The sequence below is a fragment of the Photobacterium angustum genome, assembly GCF_002954615.1.
GTDB lineage: Bacteria > Pseudomonadota > Gammaproteobacteria > Enterobacterales > Vibrionaceae > Photobacterium > Photobacterium angustum_A.
The window spans coordinates 1,553,204-1,579,940 of record NZ_MSCJ01000001.1 but is presented as its reverse complement, the minus strand read 5'-3'; the positions used below and the strand labels follow the sequence as shown (position 1 = coordinate 1,579,940).

The 26,737-nt window shown below is 38.4% G+C and carries 29 protein-coding genes and 1 tRNA gene; 15 read left to right on the top strand and 15 right to left on the bottom strand.

Annotated features, from left to right (window positions below):
- Window positions 1-153: 153 nt before the first annotated feature.
- Window positions 154-1,368 (top strand): sugar metabolism global transcriptional regulator Mlc, encoded by a 1,215-nt coding sequence (gene mlc, locus BTO08_RS06890; RefSeq protein WP_105060429.1) that lies wholly within the window; start codon window positions 154-156, stop codon window positions 1,366-1,368.
- A gap of 36 nt (window positions 1,369-1,404) precedes the next feature.
- On the opposite strand, the gene BTO08_RS06885 is transcribed toward mlc, so the two are convergent.
- The 9 genes from BTO08_RS06885 to bioA form a co-directional block, all read right to left on the bottom strand.
- Window positions 1,405-2,307 carry a LysR family transcriptional regulator gene (locus BTO08_RS06885; RefSeq protein WP_105060428.1) on the bottom strand — a complete coding sequence of 301 codons (903 nt, stop codon included), beginning with the start codon at window positions 2,305-2,307 and terminating at the stop codon, window positions 1,405-1,407.
- A 163-nt stretch (window positions 2,308-2,470) separates the two neighbouring features.
- Complete coding sequence (locus tag BTO08_RS06880) at window positions 2,471-3,223, bottom strand: LutC/YkgG family protein (protein ID WP_105060427.1); 753 nt, start codon at window positions 3,221-3,223, stop codon at window positions 2,471-2,473.
- Between the two features lie 16 nt (window positions 3,224-3,239).
- Entirely contained in the window at window positions 3,240-4,652 is a 1,413-nt protein-coding gene (locus BTO08_RS06875; RefSeq protein ID WP_045082967.1) for a LutB/LldF family L-lactate oxidation iron-sulfur protein, read from the bottom strand.
- A 12-nt stretch (window positions 4,653-4,664) separates the two neighbouring features.
- Complete coding sequence (locus BTO08_RS06870) at window positions 4,665-5,384, bottom strand: (Fe-S)-binding protein (protein WP_045083050.1); 720 nt, start codon at window positions 5,382-5,384, stop codon at window positions 4,665-4,667.
- 99 nt (window positions 5,385-5,483) lie between these two features.
- On the bottom strand, window positions 5,484-7,067 hold the full coding sequence (locus BTO08_RS06865) for an L-lactate permease (protein ID WP_105060426.1): 1,584 nt from the start codon (window positions 7,065-7,067) through the stop codon (window positions 5,484-5,486).
- A 650-nt stretch (window positions 7,068-7,717) separates the two neighbouring features.
- Window positions 7,718-8,419 carry a ChrR family anti-sigma-E factor gene (locus BTO08_RS06860; protein ID WP_105060425.1) on the bottom strand — a complete coding sequence of 234 codons (702 nt, stop codon included), beginning with the start codon at window positions 8,417-8,419 and terminating at the stop codon, window positions 7,718-7,720.
- Complete coding sequence (locus BTO08_RS06855; protein ID WP_105060424.1) at window positions 8,409-8,981, bottom strand: sigma-70 family RNA polymerase sigma factor; 573 nt, start codon at window positions 8,979-8,981, stop codon at window positions 8,409-8,411. Before BTO08_RS06855 ends, BTO08_RS06860 begins: the two co-directional genes overlap by 11 nt.
- 124 nt (window positions 8,982-9,105) lie before the next feature.
- Entirely contained in the window at window positions 9,106-9,675 is a 570-nt protein-coding gene (locus BTO08_RS06850; protein ID WP_005367267.1) for an LON peptidase substrate-binding domain-containing protein, read from the bottom strand.
- 158 nt (window positions 9,676-9,833) lie between these two features.
- Window positions 9,834-11,117: an adenosylmethionine--8-amino-7-oxononanoate transaminase gene (gene bioA / locus BTO08_RS06845; protein ID WP_105060423.1), complete on the bottom strand. Its 1,284-nt coding sequence runs from the start codon at window positions 11,115-11,117 to the stop codon at window positions 9,834-9,836.
- A gap of 214 nt (window positions 11,118-11,331) precedes the next feature.
- On the opposite strand from bioA, the gene bioB reads away from it, so the two are divergent.
- Genes bioB through bioD form a run of 4 tightly spaced genes read left to right on the top strand, consistent with a single transcriptional unit; the run spans window position 11,332 to window position 15,045 of the window.
- Window positions 11,332-12,384, top strand: a complete 1,053-nt coding sequence (gene bioB / locus BTO08_RS06840; RefSeq protein ID WP_105060422.1) for a biotin synthase BioB — start codon at window positions 11,332-11,334, stop codon at window positions 12,382-12,384.
- On the top strand, window positions 12,371-13,555 hold the full coding sequence (gene bioF, locus BTO08_RS06835; RefSeq protein ID WP_105060421.1) for an 8-amino-7-oxononanoate synthase: 1,185 nt from the start codon (window positions 12,371-12,373) through the stop codon (window positions 13,553-13,555). The genes bioB and bioF overlap by 14 nt, the downstream gene beginning before the upstream one ends.
- Window positions 13,548-14,372: a malonyl-ACP O-methyltransferase BioC gene (gene bioC / locus BTO08_RS06830; RefSeq protein WP_105060420.1), complete on the top strand. Its 825-nt coding sequence runs from the start codon at window positions 13,548-13,550 to the stop codon at window positions 14,370-14,372. The genes bioF and bioC overlap by 8 nt, the downstream gene beginning before the upstream one ends.
- Window positions 14,365-15,045, top strand: a complete 681-nt coding sequence (bioD, locus tag BTO08_RS06825; protein ID WP_105060419.1) for a dethiobiotin synthase — start codon at window positions 14,365-14,367, stop codon at window positions 15,043-15,045. The genes bioC and bioD overlap by 8 nt, the downstream gene beginning before the upstream one ends.
- 85 nt (window positions 15,046-15,130) lie before the next feature.
- Here the strand turns inward: bioD and BTO08_RS22315 are convergent, their stop codons facing one another.
- On the bottom strand, window positions 15,131-15,292 hold the full coding sequence (locus tag BTO08_RS22315) for a hypothetical protein (RefSeq protein WP_198038420.1): 162 nt from the start codon (window positions 15,290-15,292) through the stop codon (window positions 15,131-15,133).
- A 450-nt stretch (window positions 15,293-15,742) separates the two neighbouring features.
- On the opposite strand from BTO08_RS22315, the gene htpX reads away from it, so the two are divergent.
- A complete protein-coding gene (gene htpX / locus BTO08_RS06820; RefSeq protein WP_005367279.1) occupies window positions 15,743-16,630 on the top strand; it encodes a protease HtpX in 888 nt (295 codons plus the stop codon).
- A 77-nt stretch (window positions 16,631-16,707) separates the two neighbouring features.
- On the opposite strand, the gene BTO08_RS06815 is transcribed toward htpX, so the two are convergent.
- From BTO08_RS06815 to BTO08_RS06805, 3 genes are all read right to left on the bottom strand, one after another.
- Window positions 16,708-17,925 carry an MFS transporter gene (locus tag BTO08_RS06815; protein WP_105060418.1) on the bottom strand — a complete coding sequence of 406 codons (1,218 nt, stop codon included), beginning with the start codon at window positions 17,923-17,925 and terminating at the stop codon, window positions 16,708-16,710.
- A gap of 48 nt (window positions 17,926-17,973) precedes the next feature.
- Window positions 17,974-18,159, bottom strand: coding sequence for a hypothetical protein (locus BTO08_RS06810; protein ID WP_105060417.1), 186 nt, complete (start codon window positions 18,157-18,159; stop codon window positions 17,974-17,976).
- 175 nt (window positions 18,160-18,334) lie between these two features.
- Window positions 18,335-18,688 carry a DUF6404 family protein gene (locus tag BTO08_RS06805; protein WP_005367285.1) on the bottom strand — a complete coding sequence of 118 codons (354 nt, stop codon included), beginning with the start codon at window positions 18,686-18,688 and terminating at the stop codon, window positions 18,335-18,337.
- A gap of 269 nt (window positions 18,689-18,957) precedes the next feature.
- Between BTO08_RS06805 and BTO08_RS06800 the strand changes: the two genes are divergently transcribed.
- From BTO08_RS06800 to BTO08_RS06765, 8 genes are all read left to right on the top strand, one after another.
- Complete coding sequence (locus BTO08_RS06800) at window positions 18,958-19,419, top strand: hypothetical protein (RefSeq protein ID WP_242446243.1); 462 nt, start codon at window positions 18,958-18,960, stop codon at window positions 19,417-19,419.
- A gap of 450 nt (window positions 19,420-19,869) precedes the next feature.
- A complete protein-coding gene (locus BTO08_RS06795; RefSeq protein WP_005367289.1) occupies window positions 19,870-20,265 on the top strand; it encodes a hypothetical protein in 396 nt (131 codons plus the stop codon).
- Window positions 20,266-20,286: 21 nt separating this feature from the next.
- A complete protein-coding gene (locus BTO08_RS06790) occupies window positions 20,287-21,078 on the top strand; it encodes a phosphorylase (protein WP_105060415.1) in 792 nt (263 codons plus the stop codon).
- Window positions 21,079-21,164: 86 nt separating this feature from the next.
- A tRNA-Ser gene (locus BTO08_RS06785) sits at window positions 21,165-21,255 on the top strand.
- Between the two features lie 359 nt (window positions 21,256-21,614).
- A complete protein-coding gene (locus BTO08_RS06780; RefSeq protein ID WP_105060414.1) occupies window positions 21,615-21,821 on the top strand; it encodes a hypothetical protein in 207 nt (68 codons plus the stop codon).
- 438 nt (window positions 21,822-22,259) lie between these two features.
- Window positions 22,260-23,402: a hypothetical protein gene (locus BTO08_RS06775; RefSeq protein WP_105060413.1), complete on the top strand. Its 1,143-nt coding sequence runs from the start codon at window positions 22,260-22,262 to the stop codon at window positions 23,400-23,402.
- A 221-nt stretch (window positions 23,403-23,623) separates the two neighbouring features.
- The gene (locus BTO08_RS06770; RefSeq protein WP_105060412.1) at window positions 23,624-24,223 is read left to right on the top strand and encodes a hypothetical protein; all 600 of its coding nucleotides are present in this window, start codon (window positions 23,624-23,626) and stop codon (window positions 24,221-24,223) included.
- A gap of 116 nt (window positions 24,224-24,339) precedes the next feature.
- The gene (locus BTO08_RS06765) at window positions 24,340-24,786 is read left to right on the top strand and encodes a GyrI-like domain-containing protein (protein ID WP_105060411.1); all 447 of its coding nucleotides are present in this window, start codon (window positions 24,340-24,342) and stop codon (window positions 24,784-24,786) included.
- Window positions 24,787-25,046: 260 nt separating this feature from the next.
- Here BTO08_RS06765 and BTO08_RS06760 read toward each other — a convergent pair whose 3' ends face one another.
- Window positions 25,047-25,700 carry a nitroreductase family protein gene (locus tag BTO08_RS06760; RefSeq protein ID WP_045147859.1) on the bottom strand — a complete coding sequence of 218 codons (654 nt, stop codon included), beginning with the start codon at window positions 25,698-25,700 and terminating at the stop codon, window positions 25,047-25,049.
- Between the two features lie 145 nt (window positions 25,701-25,845).
- Window positions 25,846-26,226: a hypothetical protein gene (locus BTO08_RS06755; protein ID WP_105060410.1), complete on the bottom strand. Its 381-nt coding sequence runs from the start codon at window positions 26,224-26,226 to the stop codon at window positions 25,846-25,848.
- 213 nt (window positions 26,227-26,439) lie between these two features.
- Here BTO08_RS06755 and BTO08_RS06750 point away from each other — a divergent pair, with 213 nt between their 5' ends.
- A complete protein-coding gene (locus tag BTO08_RS06750; protein ID WP_005367305.1) occupies window positions 26,440-26,721 on the top strand; it encodes a hypothetical protein in 282 nt (93 codons plus the stop codon).
- Window positions 26,722-26,737 lie beyond the last annotated feature (16 nt).

The window sequence follows — 26,737 nt, the reverse complement described above, 5'->3', positions numbered from 1 at the left end:
TTTTTCATTATCGCAGAAGCGAAACTCAATGTCTTTAGTCATTGATAGTGATACTTGTCACGTACTGACGATAAGAGGCTTCACAATTACTTCGCAAAGTAAAAAAATTAACTTCCGAAGGTTTTTCAGCTGATTTTTCTCAGGAGTATCGACATGTACGTCGCTCAGCCAGGCCATATCGATCATATAAAAAGAAATAATGCCGGCAGCGTATATAAACTAATTGATTTGTATGGGCCGATCTCACGCATTGAATTGTCTAAACGCAGTCAACTTGCCCCCGCAAGTATTACTAAGATCACCCGTGAATTAATTGATGCGCATTTAATTAAAGAAACGCAATTTCAAGAACCTAGTAGCCGTGGACGACCTGCTATTGGGCTAGTTCCTGCTAATGAAGGGTGGCAATTTTTATCTATTCGTTTAGGTCGTGGTTACCTTACGATTGCTTTACATGCACTTGGCGGTGAAATTTTAGTGGAAGAACGTCAAGATATTGAAGAACTTCATCAAGAAGATGTGGTTAAAAAGTTATTAGCTGAAATAAACATTTTCTTTGCCAATCATGTCAGCGAACTAGATAGAATGACTGCGATTGCTGTGTCATTACCGGGGTTAGTCAATTCCAGTGAAGGCATGGTATTGCAGATGCCACATTATAATGTGTCTAATTTACCCTTGGGTGAAATTATTCACAACGAAACCGGACTGCCTGTTTTTATCGGCAACGACACGCGTTCATGGGCTTTAGCTGAAAAGTTATTTGGTAATTCTCGTGGTATTTCAAACTCTATTTTGATTTCGATTCATCATGGCGTAGGAGCGGGGATCGTCCTTGATGATAATGTGCTGCAAGGCAAAACCGGTAATGTGGGTGAGCTTGGGCATATTCAAATTAAGCCGTTTGGTAAACGTTGTTTTTGCGGTAATCACGGCTGCTTAGAAACCGTTGCGAGTTTACAGGCTATTTTGGAACAAGTGAAAACGCAGCTTGAAGCTGGGCATGAATCTATGCTGAGTCATATGCCTTTAACGATTGAGTCAGTTTGTGATGCGGCAGTAGAAGGTGACAGTTTAGCGAGACAAATTATTGTGGAGTTAGGTCATAATTTAGGGCAAGCCATTGCGATAATGGTTAACCTATTTAACCCTCAGCGTATTTTGATTGGAGGGGAGTTTAATCGTGCTAAATCGGTACTTTACCCTGCGATTATGGAGTGTATTAGCTCGCAAACCTTACCTGTTTATTTCGATGGCTTAGAAATAGAAGAAAGCTGTTTTTATACTCAAGCAACGATGCCGGGAGCAGCGCTGGTTAAACAAGCGTTATACGATGGACATCTACTGATGAAACTCGTAGATGGTTAATTGTATTTGATGTAACCGATTGATATTACATGGGGGTTAGAATTTTTCTTTAATTTCCATGTAGCTTTCTCGAATATGTTCAATCAGTGCTTGAATTCGTTTAGCGGGCTTTCTGGTATAAGGATAGACAGCATAAATTCCCACCACCTTACCTGCATGTGTCGAGAGCAATTCAACTAACTCACCGCGCTCTAATTCATCATGAACTAAGCAATTTGGTAGATAAGCGATACCATTACCTGCGAGTACATTTTTTTTCAACGCGATCGCATTGTCGGATGAAAAGTTTCCGCTGACTTTTTGAGTGTAAATTTTATTTTGTTTAATAAATTGCCAGTCAAAAGGGCCGGTACTTTGAGGGTTATAACCAAGACAGTTATGACAATTGAGATCTTTAGGTTTTTCTGGCTTGCCATAATGTTCAATATAAGCGGGTGAGGCACATATTACCCAGCGCGAATTAAAAATATGACGAGCGATTAAGCTTGAATCTTCGAGATAACCGGTACGGATCACCAGATCGTAGTTGTCAGCAACGAGATCGACAAAGTGATTGTTTAGCGACATATCAACCGAAAGACCTGGATGTTTCTGGCAAAAATCAGACACGGCTTTTGCTAACACCAATTCGCCTGAAATCGTCGGTACTGACATCCGAATTTTACCAGAGAGTGCTTCGCTGTAACCCTTTACAGAGTCAAAAGCAGCTTGAGCAACATGGTTGATACTTTTAGCACGATGGTAAAGCACTTCACCGGGTTCAGTGAGTGTAAGCTTTCGTGTGGTGCGGTAAATGAGTTGTAAGCCTAATTCGGTTTCAAGTTTACTAATACGCTTGCTAACAACGGATTTAGTCACATTATTGAGTTCAGCAACCTTACTGAATGAGCCATGTTCAATAACTTGAGTGAATAAAACGAGATCATCGATAGCTGGCATTATTTATCCCACTTAAAGCCTAATAGGCGAAGGATTATATACTTAAAAAGATTAAATTCTAGTTAAAAAAACGCAGCCCGAAGACTGCGTTATTCATATTCCCGTAATGTGCTTAACCACTAGTATCCTACTAGTTTGCTATCACTATTGGTGATAAGTAAGCTTACATATCATCAATAATGATGTAGGTGGCAAAGACGGGCCCATGCACACCAACAACTTTGATCAGCTCGATATCTGCTGTCGAACTCGGACCTGAAATAAAGTTTACGCATGAAGGTACACGTTCACCGTTCATGGCTTTTTGATGCAGAATCTCAGTTGCTTGTGTTAAACGAGCAACGATTGAGCTTTTAGGTACAACGAATACAGAAGCTTCTGGTAATAGGCTTACTGCGCGACCCTGTGCTGGGTTGCTGTAAAGTACCATTGTGCCTGATTCTGCTAACGCTTGTTCAGCGAAGACAACACCGACTTTTGCACGTTCTGCTACTGTGATGTTTGCTTCGTAACCCGCCGAGTGATCCCAAATGTAAACACCATGCTTATCGGCGCTCAAATCTTTCGGGTCAATAATGTTAAGTAGACGAGTATCTGCGGTAAAAATGGTTTCACCAACAGGATCAATGTTTGTTTCGTCTTCGCTGCAGTATTTGAAACAAACATTACGTAGTGCTTCAGTTAACTGTGCTTTTGTTGTCACAACGGCTTGAGCGCCTAAAGAAGACTGCGTGTATTCTACCAAGATATCTTTTAATTCATCTTGTGATTTATCAGCAAATACTTCTTTGTGACAGTTATATTTTAGGTTTGGGCGCTCTACGGGTGTAGTAATGCGCTCACGACCAAGTTGTTTAGCGATGTTGTTAAGGAAACTATCGCGATTATAAATGCGTTGCTCATTTTGAGATGACATACGGAAAGCTCCTTAATTATTTATTCTTGTTTTTAAACCAACTGCGGAATGACTCACCCGATGGGTTTGGTAAATCACGCGTTTGAGTCCATGCGTTTAATAGACCAACTTTAAATGGTAATTGACCATTTTTAATCAGTTTACCTGCAACGATAGCACCAATCTTAACGGTTTTATCCCATAGTGCAGGATGAGCATTCACAAAGCTAAATCCACTGACTGAAGCTCGCTCCATGGAATCTGTGATTTTTTCTTCACCCATGATTTGACGGTGTTTAAGCAGCAAATCAGACAGTGGGATCTTAACAGGACATACATCATGACAAGCACGACATAAGCTACAAGCGTTTGGTAGGTCTTTAAAATCTTCATAGCCGCCAAGTAGTGGTGAAAGTACCGCACCAATAGGGCCAGAGTAGATTGAACCGTAAGATTGACCACCAATATGACGGTATGCAGGACATGTGTTAACACACGCCGCACAACGGATACAACGTAGGATAGAACGGAATTGAGAACCAATAATTTTAGAACGACCGTTATCAACAACCACTAAGTGGAACTCTTCAGGGCCATCACAGTTACCGTCTTCACGAGGGCCTGTAAGTGCTGTTACATAACCTGTTAGAGGCAGACCAACAGCACTACGACATAGCAAGCTTGCTAGGATATCGAATTCTTCAAAAGTAGGAACGATACGCTCCATACCCATTACTGCGATATGTGTTTTCGGTAGGCTGGTTGCAAGACGCGCGTTACCTTCATTGGTCACAAGGGTGACGGTGCCTGATTCTGCAATAGCAAAGTTACAGCCCGTGATACCGATCTCTGCTTCAAGGAAATCATGACGAATATGTTTACGAACAAAACGTGTCATTTCTTCTGGATCAGAAGAGCCTTCGTAACCGAGTTTTTTATTGAAAACGTCACGAATTTGAGTACGGTTTTTATGTAGTGCAGGTACAACGATGTGCGATGGCGCATCACAATCATCGACTTGAAGAATGTATTCGCCAAGGTCAGTTTCAATTACTTCACAGTTATTACGCTGAATCACTTGGTTCATACCGATTTCTTCGGTCACCATGGATTTAGACTTAACAACTTTTTTCGCATTCTTTTGCTGGATAATCTTTTCGATGTAGTTAGTTGCATCTTCAGCTGTTGCTGCAAAGAATACATGACCACCGTTCTTTTCAACATTATCGCTAAGTTGTTGTAGGTAGTAGTCTAGGTTTTCAAGCACATGGTTACGGATATCCATACCCATTTCGCGCCACTCTTCCCAGTTACCGAGTTTTTCCGCAGCAACAGCGCGGTTTTTGAACATACGTTCTTGTGCATTAGCAACAGCGGCACGCATAGACTCGTCTTTCATTTTTACATGAATACGATCTTTAAATTTTTGGTTGCTTGTTTTCATTGACATAATAATGACCTCTTAACGACTCATCAGCACATCAACAATGTGCATCACTTTGATTGGTTGACCTTCACGGCTAATACGACCACCAATATTTAATAAGCAGCTAATATCAGCGCCGATTAAGAAATCAGGCTCTGCTGCTTTAATGTGACGCACTTTTTCTGTCACCATCTCACCGGAGATTTCAGACATTTTCACAGAGAATGTACCGCCAAAACCACAACATGTTTCTTGGTTTTCGATAGGTAAAAGCTCAAGGCCTTCAACGTTGCTAAGAAGAAGTAGAGGTTCTTCACGTACGCCAAGTTTACGGATCAAGCTACAAGAAGGGTGGTAAACACCTTTACCTTCAAGACGAGCACCGACGTTTTCAACACCTAGCTGACGTACAACAAATTGTGTTAATTCGAACAGACGATCAGCGACTTTTTTCGCGCGTTCTGCCCATTCTGGCTCATCTGCTAAATACTCAGGGTACTTTTTAACCGCAGCCGCACAAGAACCGGCTGGTGTTACGATAGGGAAGTCATTGATCTCAAAAGCTTGGATCATGCTTTTCATTGCCGGCTTACTTTTTTCAATGTAGCCACTATTTAATGCAGGCTGACCACAACAACCTTGACGTTCTGGGAAGATCACTTCGCAGCCAAGTTGTTCTAGTAAACCTACTGTTTTTTTGGCAACTTCAGCTTTTACTGTATCGCCTAGGCAGGTGACAAAAAAGTTTACCTTCATTTTATTGCTCCAGTGGCGGTTTACCGCCTGATTGTTCATATTTGAGATTGGCTTACCCGAAAGTAAGCCAATCATTTATCTAATGTTATGTAAGGACAATTAGATAAAAATGCTGACACATGCTGCAATCACACCGTACAAAATCATAGGGATCACTGTACGCTTAATGATGTAGCCTTCTTTATTTGCAATACCAAGAATGGTCGATACCGCAATAATATTGTTAATACACACCATATTACCCATCGCACCACCAACAGATTGCATGGCCAATATAGTGGCTTCAGGTAACCCAACATTGTGGGCAATACTTTGCTGAATTGCCCCAAAGGTTAGGTTTGAAACGGTTGCGGAGCCTGAGAAAAAAGCACCAAGCGCACCTAAATAGGCAGCGCAGTATTGCCAGTTTTTACCCATTAGATCAGCAAAGGCATTACCCGTAGTCATAATTGGTGAGTGCTCTCCACCAATCATCATAAACTTCACCATAATTAACGCGCCTACTAGGGCGATAAACGGTGTTTTAATACGTGATGCGGTATCACTAAATACTTGTTTTGTTTGCTGCTTATTCATTTTTAGGAAAGGAATCGAAATAAGCACTACAACAAAAAACGGAATTAATGCAGGAACATAGAGTGTTTTATATGCCCAAGATGTATCTGTACCTAAAATATTACTAAGCTGAATGATTAACGCTTGGCTAAGGTGTAAATCAGCAAAACCTAAATTTAGATGTAGCATCGGCGTTGCGTCATTTAATAGGCCTTTGAGACCAAGTTGTTTAATACGGGTTACGATTAAAATAACAATAAGTAATAGTGTTGGCGCCATTGCTTTAAAAACAGTACCAAATGGTAATCTTGCTAATTTTTCATCGTTTTCAGCATTTGTCTGCTTTTCTAAACCAATATTGTAACGGGCAAAAATAATCGACAGCGTTAAGCCAATTGCGCCACCGATCAATGCTGGGAACTCGTAGTTCCACTGGGCTAGACATACATAAGGTATAGTACATGACCAAATGCTTAGTTGGATAAACACAAAGTTGCGTTTTATTTGTTGCCAGTTAACAACAAACTTAAGCGCAATTACGGGAATAACCACAGCTGCCGCTGTATGCATAATTGCTGATAGGCGACCTACATCAAGCAATTCTGCATCGGGAAGTCCTAAGTTGCCTAAACCAAACCATGTAGGTGTACCCACTGCACCAAAAGAGACTGGAACAGAATTCATAACCAGTGCTAGCATGGCTACACGTAATGGATTAAAACCAAGACCGACTAATATCGGCGCTGCAATTGCAGCTGGGGTACCAAACCCTGATGCGCCTTCAATCATAAAAGCGAATGCCCAACCAATAATCATCAACTGACCGACTTGGTTTTTACTGATGCCTTCTAACCATTGGCGAATCACATCTTCAGCACCAGATACGTTTAACGTACGGTTTAATAAAATAGCACCTGCAATAATTGATATTGGCGTTATCGCGGATAATGCACCAGAAATGACGTTTGCGGCTAAAAGTTGGCTTTCTGTACCAAAATAGACAAGTTGTAAAAAACCAACGATGAGTGCCGTCACTGGTAATGCGATATGTGATGGTAACGCATTCTTTTTTGTCATCATCCAAATTAAAAGCAAAATAGGGATAACCGATATTGCAAGATTTAACATATTTCCCACCTAAGTTATTTCGTTGTTTCACGAAATTGTTTTGTTGTTATTTTTAATTATTTACTGAGTGACACGTAATAACTGAACGTATAACCACAGTGGGAAGAGTATTTTAGGTTGGAAATAGATGATGACTATCTATTTTTTAATCCCAAAGGTGATGAAAAATAAAAGAAATGTGATGCTAGTTGACAATTATGTATCATTGGTTGTTTTTGTTTTTATTTATAATCAATGGGTTGTGTGTTTTTTGAGGGTGTGTTTAATAATTGATTAGGTGAGTATTGGAAACAAACATTTTGCGATTCCAACCTAATAAAGATGCTATTTATTTTGAATAATAGGTAAGTTTAGTAAAAAATAAAATAAGACTTATTTTCAAATGAAATCGTATTTGTAGTAATTAAACTACAAATACGATTTTATGTTTAAATAAGAATTAAAATATAAAACGATGTTATTTTGTTTATATTATAAATAAGGTTGCTTTTATATTTGATTTTGTAAATGAATGGTAGGGTGAAATATAGATTATCGAAATAAAGTAAAAAATTGTAAATACATTAAATCAATAAATGAATGGGGTTTTAGAGCCTCTCAACTGTTTTTCTAGCCATCAGGCATTTTAGTTAAGAGGCTCTAAATAAGTATTAGTAGATGACTTTACCTATGCTGTTAAATAACTGACTCACACCTTGGGTAAAATGAAGTGGGGCATTTGACACGGTGTAGCAAAGGCATCCTTCGGAGGTTTTTGGGCTGTGTCCTGAATGTGACTCATCAAGTAAGATAAAATCACCAGCGACATAGTGCCCGTTTTCATCTTCAAAATCTCCAGCAAGCAACAGCGTAAGTTCGTAGCCTTTATGAGTATGAGTTGGGATCGTACCGCCTTTGCCTATGTGTAATAAGCTGGATCTTACTTCAGCTTCTTCAAAGGGTAACCGAGCACGACTAATTTTCCCTAAATTGCGCCAGTTTAACTGATGAAATTTAGTGAATGCTCTCGGTAAGGTATATGTCATTCCTTTGCATTCAATAGCAAGAGGCTCTGACTCATGGTATGACGTATTGTCATCACTACTCTCTGTAATATCACTCAGCATGGCAGAAAAACATGCGTCAACGTTTATGTCTTGCTCTAAATCACGTTGTGCGACTTTTGACTGTGCCCAAGAAGCATTGGCAATTTGAGGCGTTAATTGTGCCTCTAATTGTTGGCAATGAGGGCAAAGTTCAATATGTGCCGCTACAGCCAGTGCCATAGAAAGAGGTAATTTGCCTTCTATATGTTGCTCGAGTAATTGTTTACTGGGGTGATGTTTGATAAACGATATATTATTAGTAGGCATCGTCATTCTCCAAATGCAAACGCAGCTTTTGCAAGCCTAAGCGTAACCTCGATTTTACGGTACCCACTGGGAGTCCTAGCTGATCAGCAAGTTCTTGATGTGAACGCTGATTGAGATAAATTTCTTTCACTACAACTTGTTGATTTTTCGGTAATGTTGCTATTAATGTAACGAGCTCACCATTGAGTTGTTCGTTACTTGGGTCTTCTGATGTTGTGACGAGTTTCTGCTCAAAAATAGGCCAAATATCATCACTGTAATTATCTTCTTTTGTTGCTTGGCGCTTACGTAAAATATCAAAGCATTGATTACGCATTATTGTGTAAACCCATGTTGATACCGCACCTTTCTCTGGGTGAAAAAGATGTGCTTTACGCCAAACAGTAAGCATTGTTTCTTGAACGAGCTCCATCGCATTCGCTTCTTGCTTGAGGTGTTTTAAACCATAGGAGCGGATCTTAGGCGCAAAATGAGAAAATATAGCGGCAAAGGCCGTCTTGTCACGGTCTGTTGCTACACTAACGAGTAATTGTTTTTGTTGCTCAATACTGATCTCATTCATTGTTGGTGTTCTCAACCTATAATGATGACTAGATTGAGAATTAGGGTATGTAATAATAGACATAATCTCAATGTGTATTGATATAAATAGTGAATGGTTACATAGTGATACGTCATTAATTTAGTTATGGATCATTTTTTTGCAAATTATCATCAATTACAGTGTGTAAAAAAGATAAGGCGGCAGTATGGTCGTTTCGGCTCATGAACCACTGCTTTTGGTTGACTTCTAAGGGTAAAATTTCGAGCCAGCGCTGACATACCCAAGTCATGTCTTCAAAATTAGGGGTAGGGTAATAGCTTGCATGATCTGGATGCTCTTGGAAAAGCACTTTAAGGCTGTTAGCTATCTCAACATCGGTATAGTTAATATCAGTACTTTGCCAATTAGGAACAGAAGATATTCTGCCCAAATAAAGGCCATCTTCATCACGCCAATGATCATCAATAAGAAATAACTCAACGGCTTGAATTGTGATACTCAAGACACCGTCTGGCAATGAATCAAAATCAGTGATAACTACGCGTGTGCCAAAGTGGCAGATCGTATTATCTATTGACATGCACAAACCGAATCCATATTTGTTTGTTGCTGCAATTTTTACCAGTTTGATATAACGAGGTTCAAAGATCCTTAATTTGCTGACCCCGCCTGGTAATAGATAAACATCTAGTGGAAACAGAGGTATTTGCATAATCTTAGCCCTAGCTGACGTACTCTCTTCGATACAGTACTTAAATTATTATTATTTTTTAGTACTGGCATCATGACCTAAAGTATAAGCAGACATAAATAAGATTTTTGTCTGCTTTTTGATAAATCATGCGATATTTTCGCTAGAATTAATGACCGTTATATTGAGCTTATAACCTTTTTAATAGCCGTTGTTAGTAGGGTTAACTGTGAAGAGCTAATAATGAATGGCGGCATAATATAGACAAGTTTGCCAAATGGGCGAACCCATACGCCTTGTTGGACAAACTTCTCTTGAATACTTTTCATTTCAACTGGGTGATGTAATTCAACCACACCAATAGCACCTAACCAACGGACAGAGTTTACATTTTCAAGTTCTGCAATTAACGGAAGTTCCAGCGATAATTGCTGCTCTATATTTTTGACTTGTTGTTGCCATTTATTTTCTGCTAACAAATCTAAACTGGCGTTTGCGACGGCACAAGCAAGGGGATTCCCCATAAATGTTGGTCCATGCATAAAGCATTGCGCTTCACCGCTGCAAACGGTATCGGCGACATGCTTGGTGGTCAGCGTGGCTGACAAGGTCATATACCCACCCGTTAATGCTTTACCCAAACACATAATATCAGGGCTTATTTCTGCGTGTTCACAGGCGAATAATTTACCTGTTCGACCAAATCCGACAGCAATCTCATCAGCAATAAGTAAAACATTGTATTTATCACAAAGTTCACGAATACGTTTTAAATACGTTGGATGGTAAAAACGCATGCCACCTGCACCTTGAACAATAGGTTCAATAATCACAGCAGCAAGATCTTGATGATGAGTACGAATCTTTTCTTCAAAGTCAGCAATGTCAGTTTCATCCCAATCATCCCCAAACCCACATTCTGGCGATTTGGCAAAAATATGCTCAGGTAAAAAACCTTTATAAATGCTGTGCATGGAATTTGTAGGATCAGTCACAGACATCGCTGCAAAAGTATCACCGTGATAGCCATGGCTAACCGTTAAAAATTTTGCACGAGATTCATTTTGTGCGTGCCAATATTGCAATGCCATTTTAAGAGCAACTTCAACGGCAACAGAGCCAGAATCGGCAAGAAACACTTTGTCTAAAGGATCTGGCGTGATGGAAATGAGTTTTTTACACAAATCAACGGCTGGCTGGTGGGTGATACCACCAAACATCACATGTGACATTTTATCAAGCTGCGCTTTTGCCGCTTCAGTTAAAACTGGGTGATTATAACCATGAATAGTCGACCACCATGATGACATACCATCGATTAGCTGCGTACCATCTTCAAGGGTGAGATAAACGCCTTGGGCTGATGTAACAGGGTAGCAAGGTAGGGGAGTAACTGTTGATGTATAGGGATGCCAAACGTGTTCTTTATCAAAACCAATATCTACATTGTTTGTTTTTTGCACAGATGTAAACCTCTGTTATTATCCATAGTTGACAGTCTACGTGCTGTTAGTAGACTAGCCAAGTAGTAATAGTTCATAGAGTTATCATTTAATAGCTTTTTACTTAGTAAAAGTGAAACAAGACGTTAACAACTAGAGCTGTGAAACATAGGAAAACATGAAGGATCGAGCAAGTCCTTGTGAGTCGTAAGATAACTATAATTGAGGTCAGACTGTGGAAGTACGTAATAATTGGACAGTAGAGGAAGTCCAAGCTTTATTCGATAAACCATTTATGGATTTAGTCTTTGAAGCACAGCAAGTACATCGTCAATATCATCAGCCGAATCAAGTACAAGTCAGTACTTTGCTTTCGATTAAAACAGGCGCATGTCCTGAAGATTGTAAGTATTGCCCACAGAGTGCTCATTATCGTACAGATGTAGATAAGGAACGCTTATTGGAAGTTGAGCGTGTCCTAGACGCTGCAAATAAAGCAAAGCAATCAGGCGCAACCCGTTTCTGTATGGGAGCGGCTTGGAAGAACCCGAAAGAGCGCGACATGCCGTATCTACTCGATATGGTTAAAGGCGTAAAAGAAATGGGTTTAGAAACGTGTATGACGCTGGGTATGATCACCAGTGATCAAGCCGATACGCTTGCCGATGCTGGTTTAGATTATTACAACCATAACCTTGATACATCCCCTGAATACTACGGCAATATTATCACCACACGTACTTATCAAGATCGACTTGATACGTTATCTCATGTTCGTGATGCTGGGATGAAAATTTGTTCAGGTGGGATCATTGGAATGGGTGAAAGCTCGCGTGATCGCGCTGGATTATTGGTTGAGCTAGCGAACCTGCCTGTTCACCCTGAAAGTGTACCAATTAATATGTTGGTAAAAGTGAAAGGGACACCGTTAGAAAGTGTTGATGATGTCGATCCTTTTGACTTTATTCGTATTATTGCGGTTGCCCGTATTATTATGCCGATGTCAGCAGTACGTTTATCAGCCGGTCGTGAAGACATGAATGAGCAGATGCAAGCGCTTTGTTTCATGGCGGGTGCTAATTCTGTGTTCTATGGTTGCAAATTACTGACAACACCAAACCCTGGTGAAGATAAAGACATGCAGTTGTTTGCTAAGTTAGGGATTAACAGTGAGCAACAAGCAGCGAAACCTGATGAAGTTCAAGAGCATGAATTATTAGGCAAAGTGGCACACCGTGTGGCATCTCGCCCGACTAAAGATGACATCTTTTACGATGCCTCTGTTTAGTCAACGCTTTCGCCATGCGTTAGCAGAACGAGATAAACAAAGGCTTTATCGTAGCCGTACTTGTTTATCTCGTAAGCAGGGTAATGATTCAGGGCACATTTCTGCGGTTCAACAATCATTTGTTAACTTTTCAAGTAATGATTATTTGGGATTAGCACAGTCACCTGAAATCATCGAAGCATGGCAGCTAGGGTTGAGTCTATATGGTGCTGGCAGTGGCGCATCACCATTAGTGACAGGTTACCACTCTCCCCATGCAAATTTAGAAGCGCAATTATCTGAATGGCTCGGCTATGACAGGGCATTACTTTTCAATAGCGGATTTAGCGCAAATCAAGCTTTGCTTTTTACGCTATTACAAAAGCACGACAGTGTTTACCAAGATAAGTTGAATCATGCTTCATTGATGGAAGCGGGAATGTTATCACCAGCAATGATGAAGCGTTTTCCACATAATGATATTGATGCTCTAGATAGATTACTTGATAAACAAGTCCTCGAACCTAACCAAGCACGAATGGTGATTACAGAAGGCGTATTTAGCATGGATGGTGATTGTTCACCGCTTAAAGCAATACGTCATGTTTGTGATAAACAAAAAAGTTGGTTAGTGGTTGATGATGCACATGGGTGTGGTGTACTTGGCGATGAAGGAAGAGGGAGTTGTGCTGCGAGCGGAATAAAAGCAGATATTTTAGTGATCACATTCGGGAAAGCGTTTGGGCTCCAAGGCGCTGCAATATTATGTGATAACGACACTGCTGAATATTTGATTCAGTTTGCACGACACTTTATTTACTCAACAGCGATGCCGCCAGCTCAAGCCTATACATTAAGTAAAGCATGTGAAGTGATACAGCAACAGCCTTGGCGACGAGAAAAATTAACAGCGTTAAGTGATTTGTTCACCCAGCAACTCGATTCTGCAATACCGTTGCAGCACACCATTACCCCTATAAAACCGATAGTTATTGGTAGTAGTGAACAAACTATCGCGATATCTGAGCAGTTAAAACAGCGTGGATTATGGGTAGGTGCTATTCGTCCTCCGACGGTTCCTCAAAATACAGCTCGTCTTCGCGTCACATTAACAGCAACACATAACGATAAAGATATTCGTCTGCTTGCTGCATCATTAAATGAGGTGATTAATGAGCAATATAATGGATAAATTTAATACGGCGTTAAATACCGAGCCAGCGATGCTAATAGATAAACAAGCGGTTGCATCGGCTTTTGGTAAAGCGGCGAAAAATTACGATAACGCAGCGGCATTTCAACGTAAAGTTGGGCATTTATTATTAGAGGAATTACCTCATCTTCATGCCGTAGGAAGCCATAAAAAAGCGATCGATATAGGTTGTGGAACAGGCTATTTTAGTGCGGAGCTGGTAAAGCTTGGCTTTAATGTGACGGCTGCAGATCTGTCTTCAGAAATGTTGGCGCAAGCTAAACAACGCTGTAATAGCGACTGTGATTATCTATTGGCTGATGCTGAAAATTTGCCATTGGCAGACAATAGCTATGATATTGCTTTTAGTAGCTTGGCGTTACAGTGGTGTGATGATTTAGCTGTACCACTTAAAGAATTAAAACGTATTGTTCGACCGGGCGGTATGATCTTTTTCACAACGCTGGTTGATGGCTCATTATATGAGTTAAAAGATGCATGGGCACAAGTTGATCAGCATCAACATGTTAATGATTTTAAAACAGAAAATGAAATAAAAGTTGCGCTGGCGCAAACAGGAACACAGGTTGATAAATTAGTATTCTCACCCATAGTCGTTCATTACCCATCAGCACTAGGGTTAATGAAAGATCTAAAAGGTATTGGCGCTACACATTTGCAACAAAAAAGGAAAAATGTGTTATTAGGGCGTCAAACATTGAACGCGTTAGAGCATGCCTATGATGCCTATCGTGATGAAAGCAATTTATTACCCGCCACTTATCAAGTTTGTTTTGGAGTTTTAATTAATGACTAATGCTTTTTTCCTTACTGGGACGGATACCGAAGTCGGTAAAACAGTCAGTAGTCGCGCTATTTTACAAGCGGCCAGTCAGCGCAATATTCAAATGGCAGGTTATAAGCCTATCGCTTCAGGCAGTGAAGAATCAGCCGAAGGACTTCGCAATTCAGATGCTTTATTTATACAAGAAGCCTCACCGGTTGAGCTTACTTATCAAGAAGTGAATCCTTATACGTTTAAAGAGCCTGTCTCTCCGCATTTGGCTGCAGAAAGAGAAGGTAAAACCATTGATTTTGATGTGCTTTCACAGGGATTAGCGCACCTTAAAGCTAAATCTGATGTGGTATTAGTGGAAGGGGCGGGTGGTTGGCGTGTGCCCGTAACACGCACCGATTTCTTATCTACATGGGTTAAACGAGAAAAGTTGCCTGTAATTTTAGTGGTAGGTATTAAATTAGGTTGTTTAAGCCACGCGATGCTAACGGCTGAAGCTATTGAAGCTGACGGTTTAGAACTGGTTGGCTGGGTTGCTAATCGTGTTAACCCTGGGGTTGAAAATTACGCTGAAATGATAAAAATGCTTGAGCTTAATTTACCTGGTGTGAAATTAGGTGAGATCCCCTATATGCCAGGTATTAATAAGCGTGATTTATCATCGTATATTCAATTAGAAAAGCTTGGGTTATAGGATTTAATCATCGTATTTTTAATACAAAGAATAAGAAAAAGGCACTCATTGAGTGCCTTTTTCTGTATAACTGAGCATACACAAATTAATTATCTTGGTTAAGACCCATGAGTAATTCTTGTGTTTCTGTTGCTGACGTTTTTGCTACCTGATCAATGCCAAGCTCTTTATGAGCTTCTTCTAAAGACATGCCAAGGTGACAACGTAAAATATCAACGGCAACTTGGTAATTCTCTTTACTAGCCATGAATCCTCCCTGGTTCAATGTTTTGTCTAATTTTAAAACACAATCACAATAGTCGAGAATGTTATCTTAAGCAATAAGACTAAAGTCTAATAAGTATTATATTGCATATGCGTAAGTCGTAACTTTTTGATAATGTTGGTTTTTTATTCGTAATTAATATGAAATTAATTTTATATTGGTAGTTAAAAAGAGGATAAAACAGCAGCGTAGATTGACTATATTAAATTAATAAAGGAAAACCTTTGTCAATGTTCGCTATTGATAAATTGCCTCTTTGAACATATATAAAGAATTAGTAACAATTAAACTCTTTAAATCATACGTATATTCATTGAATATAATGTTAAGTTACAGGCTTTGTTTAGTATAGAGTCAGTATTAAGAGATAGCATCGATTCTACTGATAACGGTAGGAATTGAAATAATTTCTAAGTGGAGAATATTAGAAATATGAAGCGTATTGCATTGTTTTTATTAACAAACTTAGCAGTAATGCTGGTGTTCAGTGTTGTATTGAACATTGTTTATGCTGTAACAGGGATGCAACCCGGTAGCCTTTCTGGTTTGCTAGTTATGGCTGCACTATTTGGTTTTGGTGGTTCATTGGTTTCTTTGATGATGTCAAAGTCAATGGCCCTTCGTTCTGTTGGTGGTGTGGTTATCGAAAGCCCACGTAACGAAACAGAACACTGGTTGATGGAAACAGTATCTCGCCAAGCACAACAGGCGGGTATTGGTATGCCAACAGTCGCTATTTATGATTCACCAGATATTAACGCATTTGCAACAGGTGCGAAGCGTGATGATTCACTTGTAGCTGTTTCTACAGGTTTATTACACAGTATGACACGTGATGAAGCTGAAGCTGTGCTTGCTCACGAAGTGAGTCACGTGGCTAATGGTGACATGGTAACAATGACGTTAATGCAAGGTGTTGTGAATACCTTTGTTATTTTCGTTTCACGTTTAGTGGCTGGCGCAATCAGTGGTGTGAATAATAGCGATGAAGAAGGCGGAAGTGGCGGTAGCTACATGACATACTTTATCGTATCAACCATCATGGAAATTCTATTCGGCTTCTTAGCAAGCATTCTAACAATGTGGTACAGCCGTCATCGTGAATTCTATGCTGATGCTGGCTCTGCAAAGCTTGTTGGTCGTGAGAAAATGATCGCAGCGCTTGAGCGTCTAAAAGTGAGCCACGAGCCACAATTAGAAGGCTCAATGATGGCGTTTGGTATTAATGGTAAGAAGTCATTATCTGAATTATTTATGACTCACCCGCCACTAGAAAAACGTATTGAAGCACTTCGTCAAGGCGAGTACTTAAACAAGTAATCGACGGAGACACTTTCAATTAGAAAGAGCTGAATAAAGCCCTATTAATGAAAATTAGTAGGGCTTTTTTTTTGCGTTTAACTTGCGTGGTGAGCAAGTAAACGAGGAAGAGGCTTATCGTTAATAGGTAAGTGCACTAGCGCAGCAATAAATGCCATAACAACAGTTAGCCACCAGATAGGTGTGTATGAATGGTAATAGTCGTAAATACGCCCACCGACCCAAGCACCTAAAAAACTCCCCACTTGGTGAGTAAAGAAAACCAGACCGTACAAAGTAGATAAGTATCTCGCACCGAATATTTGTCGAACTAGACCAGAAGTTAATGGCACAGTCCCTAACCAGCAAAAACCGATAGCCCCACCAAAAATAACTGCTGTGTTTTCAGTTACAGGTAGTGTAACGAACGCTGCAATAACAACTGTTCTTACAAGGTAGAGTGATGTCATTACATAGCGCTTGTCGAATCGGTCCCCCATAATTCCCCAGAAATAAGATCCGAAGATATTAAAGATACCGACATAGGCCAGCGCCATAGCGGCTGTTTGTGCAGGTAAACCTTTATCTGCTAAATAGCTTGGTAAGTGCGTCGCGATAAACATAACGTGAAAACCGCAGACAAAGAAACCTAAGTGAATTAACCAATAGCTTTTATTTTGAAATGCTTCCTTTAAAGCTTCTGATAATGTTTGGCTATCGTCAACCACAGGTGTATTGCTAGAGCTATCTTCATTAGCCGTTTTCATAAAGGCAGCAAAAGCGATCATCATGCAACAAAGTAGAGCGAATATCTGCATTGCTGTTTGCCAATCAAATTGATTAAGTAACGCTTGAGCACCCGGGATCACAGCAAACATACCAAATGATCCTGCTGATGTGGTTAAGCCAAATGCCTTTGCTGTGTGCTCTGCGGGAACAACACGCGCAATAGAACCTAAGATGATCACGTAGCTTGTTGCACTTAAGCCCAAGCCAATTAAAGCACCAATACTCAAATACAGCATGCTTGGCTCGGTTGCGATAGAGGTAAGATATAAACCTAACCCATACGCAATGGCACCACCGATGATGATTTTCTTTGAGCCAAAACGATCAGATGCCATGCCGATAAAAGGTTGGAAAAAGCCAAATAATAGGTTTTGTAAGGCGATAGCAAAACTGAAAAACTCACGTCCTGTGCCAAAAGTGTCAGATATGGGCATCATAAAAATACCGAAAGACTGCCTGATCCCTAGGCTAAAAATTAAAATGCCAATACCTAACCAAACTAGGAGAGGAAAGCGAAAAATACTCATTAAGGGTACTCGTATAAGTGAATTATATTTATAGGGAAGTGTTGATAACTAATGCATGTGGTGGTGAGACATAGGTTGCTCATCATCCATCATGTTTTGTTGGTGGCAGCCGCCATTTGTCGCATGTTTAGCAAGGGCATCTAATAATGGTTGGCAATGATGAACAGCAACCAAAGTGATAACAAGGAGCGCAAGCATGCGAATAAGTTGTGCAGGTGTTGATTGTGAAAACATGATTGTCTCTAAATTTTAGTGTGCAGCGTGCGTTAAAATGCGAGCGGCGGATAATATAGAGATAAATTTTTTAAACAAATGAATAAAATACATTTAAGCCATGCGTTTTATACATAGCTTAATAGGGGAATTAAATCAGAAATAAAAGAAGTCGTGTTTGGGTCTGCCATTAAAACTATTTTAACTGGTGCCAAGGGCTCAAATTAAAACGTTTAGCACTGTAGTAATAATAAGTAGCCATTGAAATTCCTGCAGTTAGACCTGCAAATAAAGAGGTAAAAATAGCCGAAATGAGAGCAATAGGTGTGTCACTGATTATTTCTGCAAGAATGAAAATGATCGCAAAAATAAGGCTATACCATGCAGAAAAAATGGAAAAGTTGGTTTTGAAGTGACCATAATGAGGGAGAGGCGCTTGTAAACCTGACCAGTGCAATAATTGAAAACTTATAGGATGACTATTCGATGCCTGAATACCATAGCGAGTTAATTCTTGATGCGCTAAGGCTAATTGCTGTTCGAAATGCATTATTTTATCCCTAAACATAGTGTGTATGAAAAAGACAGCGTTATTAATTGAGATTATTTTGTAGTAAAAAATGAGTTTAAACAATCAAATTAAAATGAAAATCTAATAATTTAAACAAGAAATTTTTATGGTTATAATTTGTATTTTTTATCGATAAATATCTTTATTGTTTTACATTAATTATTGTTGTAAGGTTGCCGTCTGATATATAAAACATCATTTAATTAATGTTTTTCACTGAATCATTATTTATTATTGAGTAGCTATAAGTGTATAATTTATTGTATATATTTTTAATTATCTCTTTTCCTTCATTTTCATTAAGTATGAATGGCTCTTCAGAGAAAATGCAGTTGTTAAAAGTTAAGCAAGAATATGAGAATCAAATTCATCAATGTCAATTACTTGAAAATAGAAAATTAAAACCTATTAATGATCCATGGTTAAGCAGTCTACCTTTAGAAAGAAAAAAGATAATACTTAATGAATTGAATAATACGGCTCTTCAGCGGTGTGTTATAAATAAAGAAAAAGATTTTACATATAAGTTATTGGATTATACAGCCAAAACAGGAGATAAATTATTTCTTAATAGTTGGCTTATATTTCAATCTGCTTTATACGGTGAAAGAGATAATTTAGTATTAACAGAAAAAGAACAAAAAAATATTAACCGGCTTTCTGAAATGCCAAAATATTATTATCCATTCAATATGAACTCTGTAAGTTAATGTTTAGTAAGAAGTAAATGGGGAGAAGAAACTCCCCATTTAAATTAAATGTTAATAAATGGAGATAGTATAACAACACCAAGTACAGCCATAAGTAAGCTGATCCCTGTGGGTATAATCCATTGATTTTTTGTGTCTTTATTATTTTCCATTTCGATTGAACCTCCTAATCCATTTAAGAGCAATGCTTATCTTACATCCTGTAAGCATTCAATTTGTGATTTTTAAGAATAGCTATTAAAAATATAAAGTATGTAATTAAGTTGTTAACTTGTGATCTTGAGTCAATTAAATTGGTAGAGAGGTTATATTTATAAAATATATGATCTCGCTAACGTTATTATTTATAGAATAAAAGCTCAAACCGCAACACAAAATTCCATTTTTATAGGTATTAATTTATTTATATTAGGAATATTTTGTCGTGTACCTCTTTTATGGAGTTTCACAATGACTAACTTTAAATATTATAGCGAAGATTTACCTTGCTTTATCTGTCATAAACGAATGGCGAAAACTGAACTTGGATGGTTTACACCAAGTATGAAAGATGATGTTCTCGAACAGATAAAAAACGTACTATCTCAATCAGATACAGACTACGAAGAGTATTTTTCAGTCAGTATCATATGTTCAGAAGATGAAGCTCGTGATTATTTGTTACTGAACTATTATGGTTATTCTGAACATGAAATTAACCATGGCCAAGTTAATTCAGAAGATTCAACCGAAGTTAATGATCTCACTTCAGAGCATATGACATCAGAAGGTGTTGCAATGTTTAAACACGAGATTGCTTTACAAAGTTGCGAAGAATGTACCCCCGAGATTGATGAAGACTACTAAATAAGTAGTAAAGGAAAGAATATGCTGTGGGATATCGGTTATGAAAAGTCAAACAAGGGATTAGCGTCTGGTGAGTTACTACCGTTAATAACAAACGATCTTATCATTGAGCAAAATGGGATAGAGTTCATTGTTAATGTAGAAACAGAGAATATGAAAGTTAAACATTCTCCATCTGTAGCAACTCATGATCCGTTTGTATCACCTTATAATCCCTCAGCATATATCAACACGATTGGAGAACAACACGTTTGTTTATTAAATAAATTTCCTATTGTTGTTCCGCATCTACTTATCTGTGCGAAAAATTATATTCCTCAAACGTCGCCATTAGTTTTAAAAGATTTTGAAGCTTGGGTACAAGGAATAACGGATGATAGCGTCTTAGGTTTTTTTAATTCAGGTGCGATAGCAGGTTCTAGTCAAATGCATAGGCATATGCAGCTAATTAGAACATCACTGCCATTAGAAAAGACAATTCTTCAGGGTCTATTACCCTTTAAACATGACTTGATAATATTCGAATATTTGAATGCAGCAGAACTCTACCAGCATTACTTGTCGGTTATGGAATCAATGCAGCTGTATATGACATCGAGTATCAATGGTTTAACAGAATGTCACCCGTATAATATATTATTAACGCAACGCTGGATGTTGCTTATTCCTCGTACAAAGAATCAAGTTGGCGAAATAAAAGGGCATGGGGTTAATTTTATTGGTCGCTTCTTAGTGAGTTCCACTGAACAATTGGAATGGCTAGAAAAATACGGTTTTGAACGTTTTTTAACAGATTGCGGTGTTCCAAAATAATAATCCGTTAAATTCGATTAAAGACTGTCCAGATAACACTTACTACTATTTACACTCGGTATTCACTTCGCTACTATTCGCGCCATGGAGAGATGGCTGAGTGGTTGAAAGCACCGGTCTTGAAAACCGGCATACGTTTATAGCGTATCTAGGGTTCAAATCCCTATCTCTCCGCCATATTTAAAACGAAAAAGCCGCTGATTAATCAGCGGCTTTTTTGTATCTAGAGTATTGAAACTACTCATGCCAATGGAGTGATACAAAGAGTTCAAAACAAACTACTTTCCTGTATTTATTACATACCTTCTTTATCTAGAGCAATGTCTGTAATAAGTGCTACTGCTACCTTTACTTTTCCTAAGACGATTAGTTTTAATTGTGGCAACTGCATAACCGCTTATGTCTGAAAATTCATTACTGCCATTTCTATTAAATAAGCATCCCAAGCGAGCTTGTAAGGTCGCAGTACGCTGACTTTGGAAATAAAAAAGGCATGCTAACGTTGGTGTTCTATTAACTAAAGTTAGAGGTTTGCTATGAAGAAAGCATTCTGGGAAATATTTTTTTTATTAATGTCGTTTGGTAGTGTAGCCGCAGTTATTGCTCCAAATGTACCGAAAATTTTTTACTGGCTTGGATGGATCTACATTTTCTTATTGCTAGGTCTTGGTATTCTGACTCTCTATGCTGAAAAAATTATAGCTTGGTGCGATAAAATATTGGGTATCAATAAAGATGAGTGAATGGGAGATAGTATTTATCCTGAAATTTACTAAAACACTAGTGCGTATTGTACGGTTTGTACTCTACGCACTTATGTTTACAAATGAGTGAGTTATTCGGCTCACTCATATTTTCCCTTTTATTATCTCGAACAGATACTCATTCCTATCGTATTAACGTGATTTTGCACTAATTTTATTTAATGTGTATAAACAGTGGTAATGAAACGTGGTGGTTTTCTCGTTTGAGTTCCGTTTTGTATTTAATAAGACAGATTAAATACACCTCTTATTTTTCAGATACTTCCATAAAGTATTGGTGTTAAATAATGCTACCAACCTCATGATATGTAGAGATTATATTGAGTACGATGAAGATATTTTATGAGTTTTTTACGTGAAAGTAAGAATACTTATTAATACACTGTTAGCTTATATTAGATTTAGAGATGAAAGTAGATGAGTAAAGAAAATTTAGAAGCTTGGCAAAAAGCGCCCGTAAAAATCGTGAGTGAGGCTATCAACCATGCAAGAAAAAAGAGTGAAGAAGATAACTTAATTGCTTTCCTGTTATTAGATGTTGGAGCAGAAATGTTACTAAAGACCTATTTAGGTCTTCCTAAGAAAATTACAGGATCAACAACGTCGGAAGACGAACGTTACACCATAATTCGCAAGGGTTTCCATGACGTTGTTGAGGGCGTCAAAAGTAGTAGACAAGGAATCAGCTTAAAAGATTTAGCCCGAGTTGAATTTTTCCATGGAATTAGAAATAAGCTATACCATCAAGGAAATGGTCTCACAGTTCAACGAATTCATTTAGAAGAGTACATCTCGGTCATAAAGGTGTTATTTAAACAATTACTAAAAGTGGATCTGGACAAGCAACTTTCAAATACAAGTTTAACAAAAGAGCAAGCAGAGCGAATCTCTCAAATAAAGGAAGAGATCAACAACTATTTGTCCCTAGCAAAAACAAAGATTAAAGAGTTAGAACTGGCCTGTGAGTTAATAATCGAAGAAGTTGCTCCAAATTTTCTTTTTCCTTCGTTTGTTAAAAAGTTTAATAGCTTGCTAGAACAAGCTTGTAGTGAAGAAGGTTATACATATGAGGGGGACATCGTTATAACTTACAAAAGGCTTCCTTACTGCACAGAAAAGCGAATGGAAATTGTAAGTAGGTTTGAAGAACTTATCACTCCATTGGTAAACAAATCTCCTTATTTTGATATGCTTTATCGTCAGGTTGAAGTTGGAAACAAGCATCAAATAGATGCAATAAGTAGTCAGCTTGGTATTAAAAGCATAGATGTCGAAAGACAAAAAGTACCTCATATACTTAGTGTAATCTTTAATGATTTCTTTGACTTAGATGTGTTTTATAAAAATATTGTTGAGATGGTAGTGTTCAATGATCTCTACTTCATATCTCGACTAAATTATATGTTCTTTGAGTGCAAAGACATCTATCCTCAGCGTCACGATGAATCTGACTTAGAGTATTGGGAGTCAACCTTAGTTCTATTTACCTCGCAAAATGCAGAGCTTGATAACTATATTGCACGGATGAATTCATGGTTGGAGAGTACAACTAAAAGCTAACAAAGCATTTAAGAGTGTTTTCCAACGCTTGGCATTTTTGATTCTATCGTTGGGTTTAGCTGTTGTAGCTACTAAAGCCGTCGAGAAAAAATAAGTATAACTAGGGGTTTCAGGCTGACGAAAAACGCTCCGCTATTTTTGTTAAATTAATTTATGGCATTTAATGTGGTATTTTCGCGTGAAGCTATCGTTTTTCGCCCCTTAAAACGATGAGGATAAAAATGGTTAGTTCAGGTGTTCATATTCGTGATGAAAGCCTTTTGTCGTATAGGTCACTTCTTTTAAGCTGGATTGAGTGCATACAAGATTATATATCAGTATGGGATGGAGATGATCTTCCTTATTGGTATAACGAAAGGGCAAATGTAGGCATATTGGCTGGGGCTGCTTGGAGAAGTGGCATGATAGCTCTTGAAGAGTTTCAGACCATAAAAGTCGCAGATGACGGTGAAGACTCTAAAGGTAGGAATGACCTTTATTTAGCAGATAAATCAATCGGTGCTTTTATTGAAGCCAAAGTCTCTTTTCCAAATATTCTAAATAAAAAACAATATACAAATTTGGTTAAATCGCAGTTGTTTGGTGCACTTTCTGATGTCCGAAAGATTAAAGATGAAGGTGAAAAGATAGGAGTAGTATTTGTAGCACCATACTCTCAGTCAGATAGAGCTAATGATGAAGACGTGAGTAAATTTATTGAAGCCTTACCGTCATTTAACGTAGGTGCTATAGCCTGGTGCTGTCCAAATATGTCCCAAAAACATTCAAGTCATGACGGCAAGTACTACCCTGTTGTTGCTCTACTATTTTGCCGGGCATAGCAAAGCAATTAAGATGATTCGTTACAACTTGGTAGTTGTTGGGTATAGAGTTCAGTGTGCTTGGTTAGTTCAGCGGGGCACACCTTATTGCAGTCGTTATGTCAATGGAGTAAAAAATGGAAGTTGTTGAAGTAAAAGGTTTTGAAATCCAAGGTTTAGTTCTAAGAACCCGCAATGAAATTGAGATGAATCCTGAAACGGCGAATATACCAAAACATGTTGAATACGTTGATGCGAACTTAGTCATCAATTATCAATCGGGGGCAAGGGCTTATAGTGTCTACTGCAATTACGAGTCTGATGTTGATGGCTACTTTGATGTTTTGATGGGGGCGGATGAAATATCCTCTTCAAATGTTGCGCTGTCATCGGTATCTGTTCTATCTGGCTCTTACCTTAAGTTTGAATCCGAAGGTGAGTTTCCTGCTGCCGTTATCGCCGCGTGGCAGTCTGTTTGGTCGTACTTTGCTTCTTCTAATTGTGCGCATGAAAGGGCTTATACAACAGATTTTGAGCATTACGAAAGTGCTAGTAAAGTTAGCGTCTACATTGCGCTGAAATAATTTACATAACAAATAGCTAAAGCGTGATTTGCACGCGTGGCATTTTTACTATGCGTAACGTTTGGTGGTTACTATTGTTTTATCGCGTATCGAGAATTCATAGCCTATCTCTTCGCCAAGTTTTAAAAGAAAAAGCCACTGATTAATCAGCGGCTTTTTTATAGTTAATAGATAATAAACCATCAACTGGTTGAATAATGTTATTAGTGTGTTGGCTTATTATTTAAGGTTCACCTATCACTTTATCATTCCACATGCTGTTAGATTTTATGAACAACAGTTTCTAATGGCATACGAGATTTAGGTAAACGAGCATTAAAATCAGATTCATCATGGTAGCCAATCGCTAGTGCGACAGGGCATGAGAAGCCATCTAACTCTTGGCTGAATTCTTTCTCAACACGTTTTACGTCAATACCTTCAAGTGGTGTTGAGTCTATTTTTAATCGTGCAAGAACATGCAGAATATTACCGAAAGCAAGATACAGTTGTGCTTTTGTCCAATTAGCATTGTAACCACTCGGCTCGGTGTATAAATCCGCAAAGCTAAACTTGCTCACTGCATCGTCTTTTTTCTCTGGTTTAATTCGGCCATCAAGAATATTTTTATCTATCACAGCTTCAAAATCTTCAATCGAATAATGAGGGTTGTGAGTAAATAAAATGATATGGCTGGCGTTAGTTGCGTGAGGTTTATTGGCTAAAAACTTAGTCTCAAAGGTATTGCTAAATCGTTGTTTAGCATCATCTGATTCTAAAATAATAAAGCGCCATGGCTGCGAGTTGATTGATGATGCTGATAAGCGTAGTGCTTCTGAAATAATGGCAATATTTTCTGCTGAGATGGTTTTATTAGGATCGTAACTCTTGGTGGTATAACGCCAATTTAAGTCATCTAAAATAGGGCTGTTCATCTTATTTTTGCTCTTATTATTAATTGTCGTATTAATAAAATGGGGCTAGTCAGCGTAATTTCAAGTCTTAAGGCGGTATGGTTGAGGCGAGAGGGGGAATATGACTATGGCGCACATAGCGTACACCATAGTAAATAGTATGGAATTATGCGTCAGGGCAGCAAGTAGTACAGCCTTGTAGCGCAATGTCATGTTCAAGCTCAATCATGCCATCAGCATTCTTGTTTGCTTTGATTTCTTTTTCAATTTCAACAAGGTCGTCTGGATCTACGCCTGTTGTTTGCATTTCTTCTTCTGAATAAGCAAATGCATTTAACAATAGGTAATACTTAGCTTCATCAACAGAACAAGTGATAGTGGTAACAAGATCATCAGGGTAATCATTGCTCGCTGTAATGATGGTATTAACTTGCGCAAGAACCGCTTCATGCATAGCAGGGGTTAGCCAACCTAAGCTTGCTTCTGCTTTTTGTTGACGGCAATCGAAACAAGGTAAAAGGGCGGTATAAAGATTAAAATTGCTCATGGTGAATCCTAAAAATAGCTCTAGCGATGAAGGTTACATTAGCAACGATCATAAACGTATTTGAACCATGCGTATATTAGGAAATTATCCTATTAACGTCTAATCAATAATGAGGCTTTGAATCAGTATCATGTTTATACTAAAACATAAGTAAGAGATGATGTGATATTGTATGTCAAATCATTGAGATAAAGTTGAAACAAAGGATTTTTGATGAAAAAGCAGGTGTTATTTTCACTGATTGCATTCGGGCTAGTGGGGTGTGCTGGAACGCCATCAAATAGCTATACATTAAAAAATGCAGCGGGTGTATCGTCATGGGAGCTATGTAAAAATATTGGCTATCATGAATTTTTTAATCGCACAGAGAAAGCGGCGGAGCTTAAGCAATATGTGACTGAGCGTGGTGATATTGCACCAGAGTCTTGTGCGGCGGCGGCACAAAAAGGCAAAGAATTTGCTGAGCAAGAATACCACCGCAACACAGGTTTATAAGTTTGAAACAATAAGC

Bases quoted from the DNA above. Each gene is read 5' to 3' on its own strand.
- BTO08_RS06810 (WP_105060417.1), bottom strand. From the start codon at position 18,159: ATGTTTTCACAATCAACACCTGCACAACTTATTCGCATGCTTGCGCTC.
- BTO08_RS06805 (WP_005367285.1), bottom strand. From the start codon at position 18,688: ATGCATTTCGAACAGCAATTAGCCTTAGCGCATCAAGAATTAACTCGC.
- BTO08_RS06780 (WP_105060414.1), top strand. From the start codon at position 21,615: ATGAAGAAAGCATTCTGGGAAATATTTTTTTTATTAATGTCGTTTGGT.
- BTO08_RS06775 (WP_105060413.1), top strand. From the start codon at position 22,260: ATGAGTAAAGAAAATTTAGAAGCTTGGCAAAAAGCGCCCGTAAAAATC.
- BTO08_RS06750 (WP_005367305.1), top strand. From the start codon at position 26,440: ATGAAAAAGCAGGTGTTATTTTCACTGATTGCATTCGGGCTAGTGGGG.
- BTO08_RS06875 (WP_045082967.1), bottom strand. From the start codon at position 4,652: ATGTCAATGAAAACAAGCAACCAAAAATTTAAAGATCGTATTCATGTA.
- BTO08_RS06860 (WP_105060425.1), bottom strand. From the start codon at position 8,419: ATGCCTACTAATAATATATCGTTTATCAAACATCACCCCAGTAAACAA.
- BTO08_RS22315 (WP_198038420.1), bottom strand. From the start codon at position 15,292: ATGGCTAGTAAAGAGAATTACCAAGTTGCCGTTGATATTTTACGTTGT.
- BTO08_RS06770 (WP_105060412.1), top strand. From the start codon at position 23,624: ATGGTTAGTTCAGGTGTTCATATTCGTGATGAAAGCCTTTTGTCGTAT.
- BTO08_RS06885 (WP_105060428.1), bottom strand. From the start codon at position 2,307: ATGCCAGCTATCGATGATCTCGTTTTATTCACTCAAGTTATTGAACAT.
- htpX (WP_005367279.1), top strand. From the start codon at position 15,743: ATGAAGCGTATTGCATTGTTTTTATTAACAAACTTAGCAGTAATGCTG.
- bioC (WP_105060420.1), top strand. From the start codon at position 13,548: ATGGATAAATTTAATACGGCGTTAAATACCGAGCCAGCGATGCTAATA.
- BTO08_RS06815 (WP_105060418.1), bottom strand. From the start codon at position 17,925: ATGAGTATTTTTCGCTTTCCTCTCCTAGTTTGGTTAGGTATTGGCATT.
- BTO08_RS06865 (WP_105060426.1), bottom strand. From the start codon at position 7,067: ATGTTAAATCTTGCAATATCGGTTATCCCTATTTTGCTTTTAATTTGG.
- BTO08_RS06870 (WP_045083050.1), bottom strand. From the start codon at position 5,384: ATGAAGGTAAACTTTTTTGTCACCTGCCTAGGCGATACAGTAAAAGCT.
- BTO08_RS06765 (WP_105060411.1), top strand. From the start codon at position 24,340: ATGGAAGTTGTTGAAGTAAAAGGTTTTGAAATCCAAGGTTTAGTTCTA.
- mlc (WP_105060429.1), top strand. From the start codon at position 154: ATGTACGTCGCTCAGCCAGGCCATATCGATCATATAAAAAGAAATAAT.
- BTO08_RS06790 (WP_105060415.1), top strand. From the start codon at position 20,287: ATGCTGTGGGATATCGGTTATGAAAAGTCAAACAAGGGATTAGCGTCT.
- BTO08_RS06880 (WP_105060427.1), bottom strand. From the start codon at position 3,223: ATGTCATCTCAAAATGAGCAACGCATTTATAATCGCGATAGTTTCCTT.
- BTO08_RS06795 (WP_005367289.1), top strand. From the start codon at position 19,870: ATGACTAACTTTAAATATTATAGCGAAGATTTACCTTGCTTTATCTGT.
- bioF (WP_105060421.1), top strand. From the start codon at position 12,371: ATGCCTCTGTTTAGTCAACGCTTTCGCCATGCGTTAGCAGAACGAGAT.
- BTO08_RS06855 (WP_105060424.1), bottom strand. From the start codon at position 8,981: ATGAATGAGATCAGTATTGAGCAACAAAAACAATTACTCGTTAGTGTA.
- bioD (WP_105060419.1), top strand. From the start codon at position 14,365: ATGACTAATGCTTTTTTCCTTACTGGGACGGATACCGAAGTCGGTAAA.
- BTO08_RS06850 (WP_005367267.1), bottom strand. From the start codon at position 9,675: ATGCAAATACCTCTGTTTCCACTAGATGTTTATCTATTACCAGGCGGG.
- BTO08_RS06760 (WP_045147859.1), bottom strand. From the start codon at position 25,700: ATGAACAGCCCTATTTTAGATGACTTAAATTGGCGTTATACCACCAAG.
- BTO08_RS06755 (WP_105060410.1), bottom strand. From the start codon at position 26,226: ATGAGCAATTTTAATCTTTATACCGCCCTTTTACCTTGTTTCGATTGC.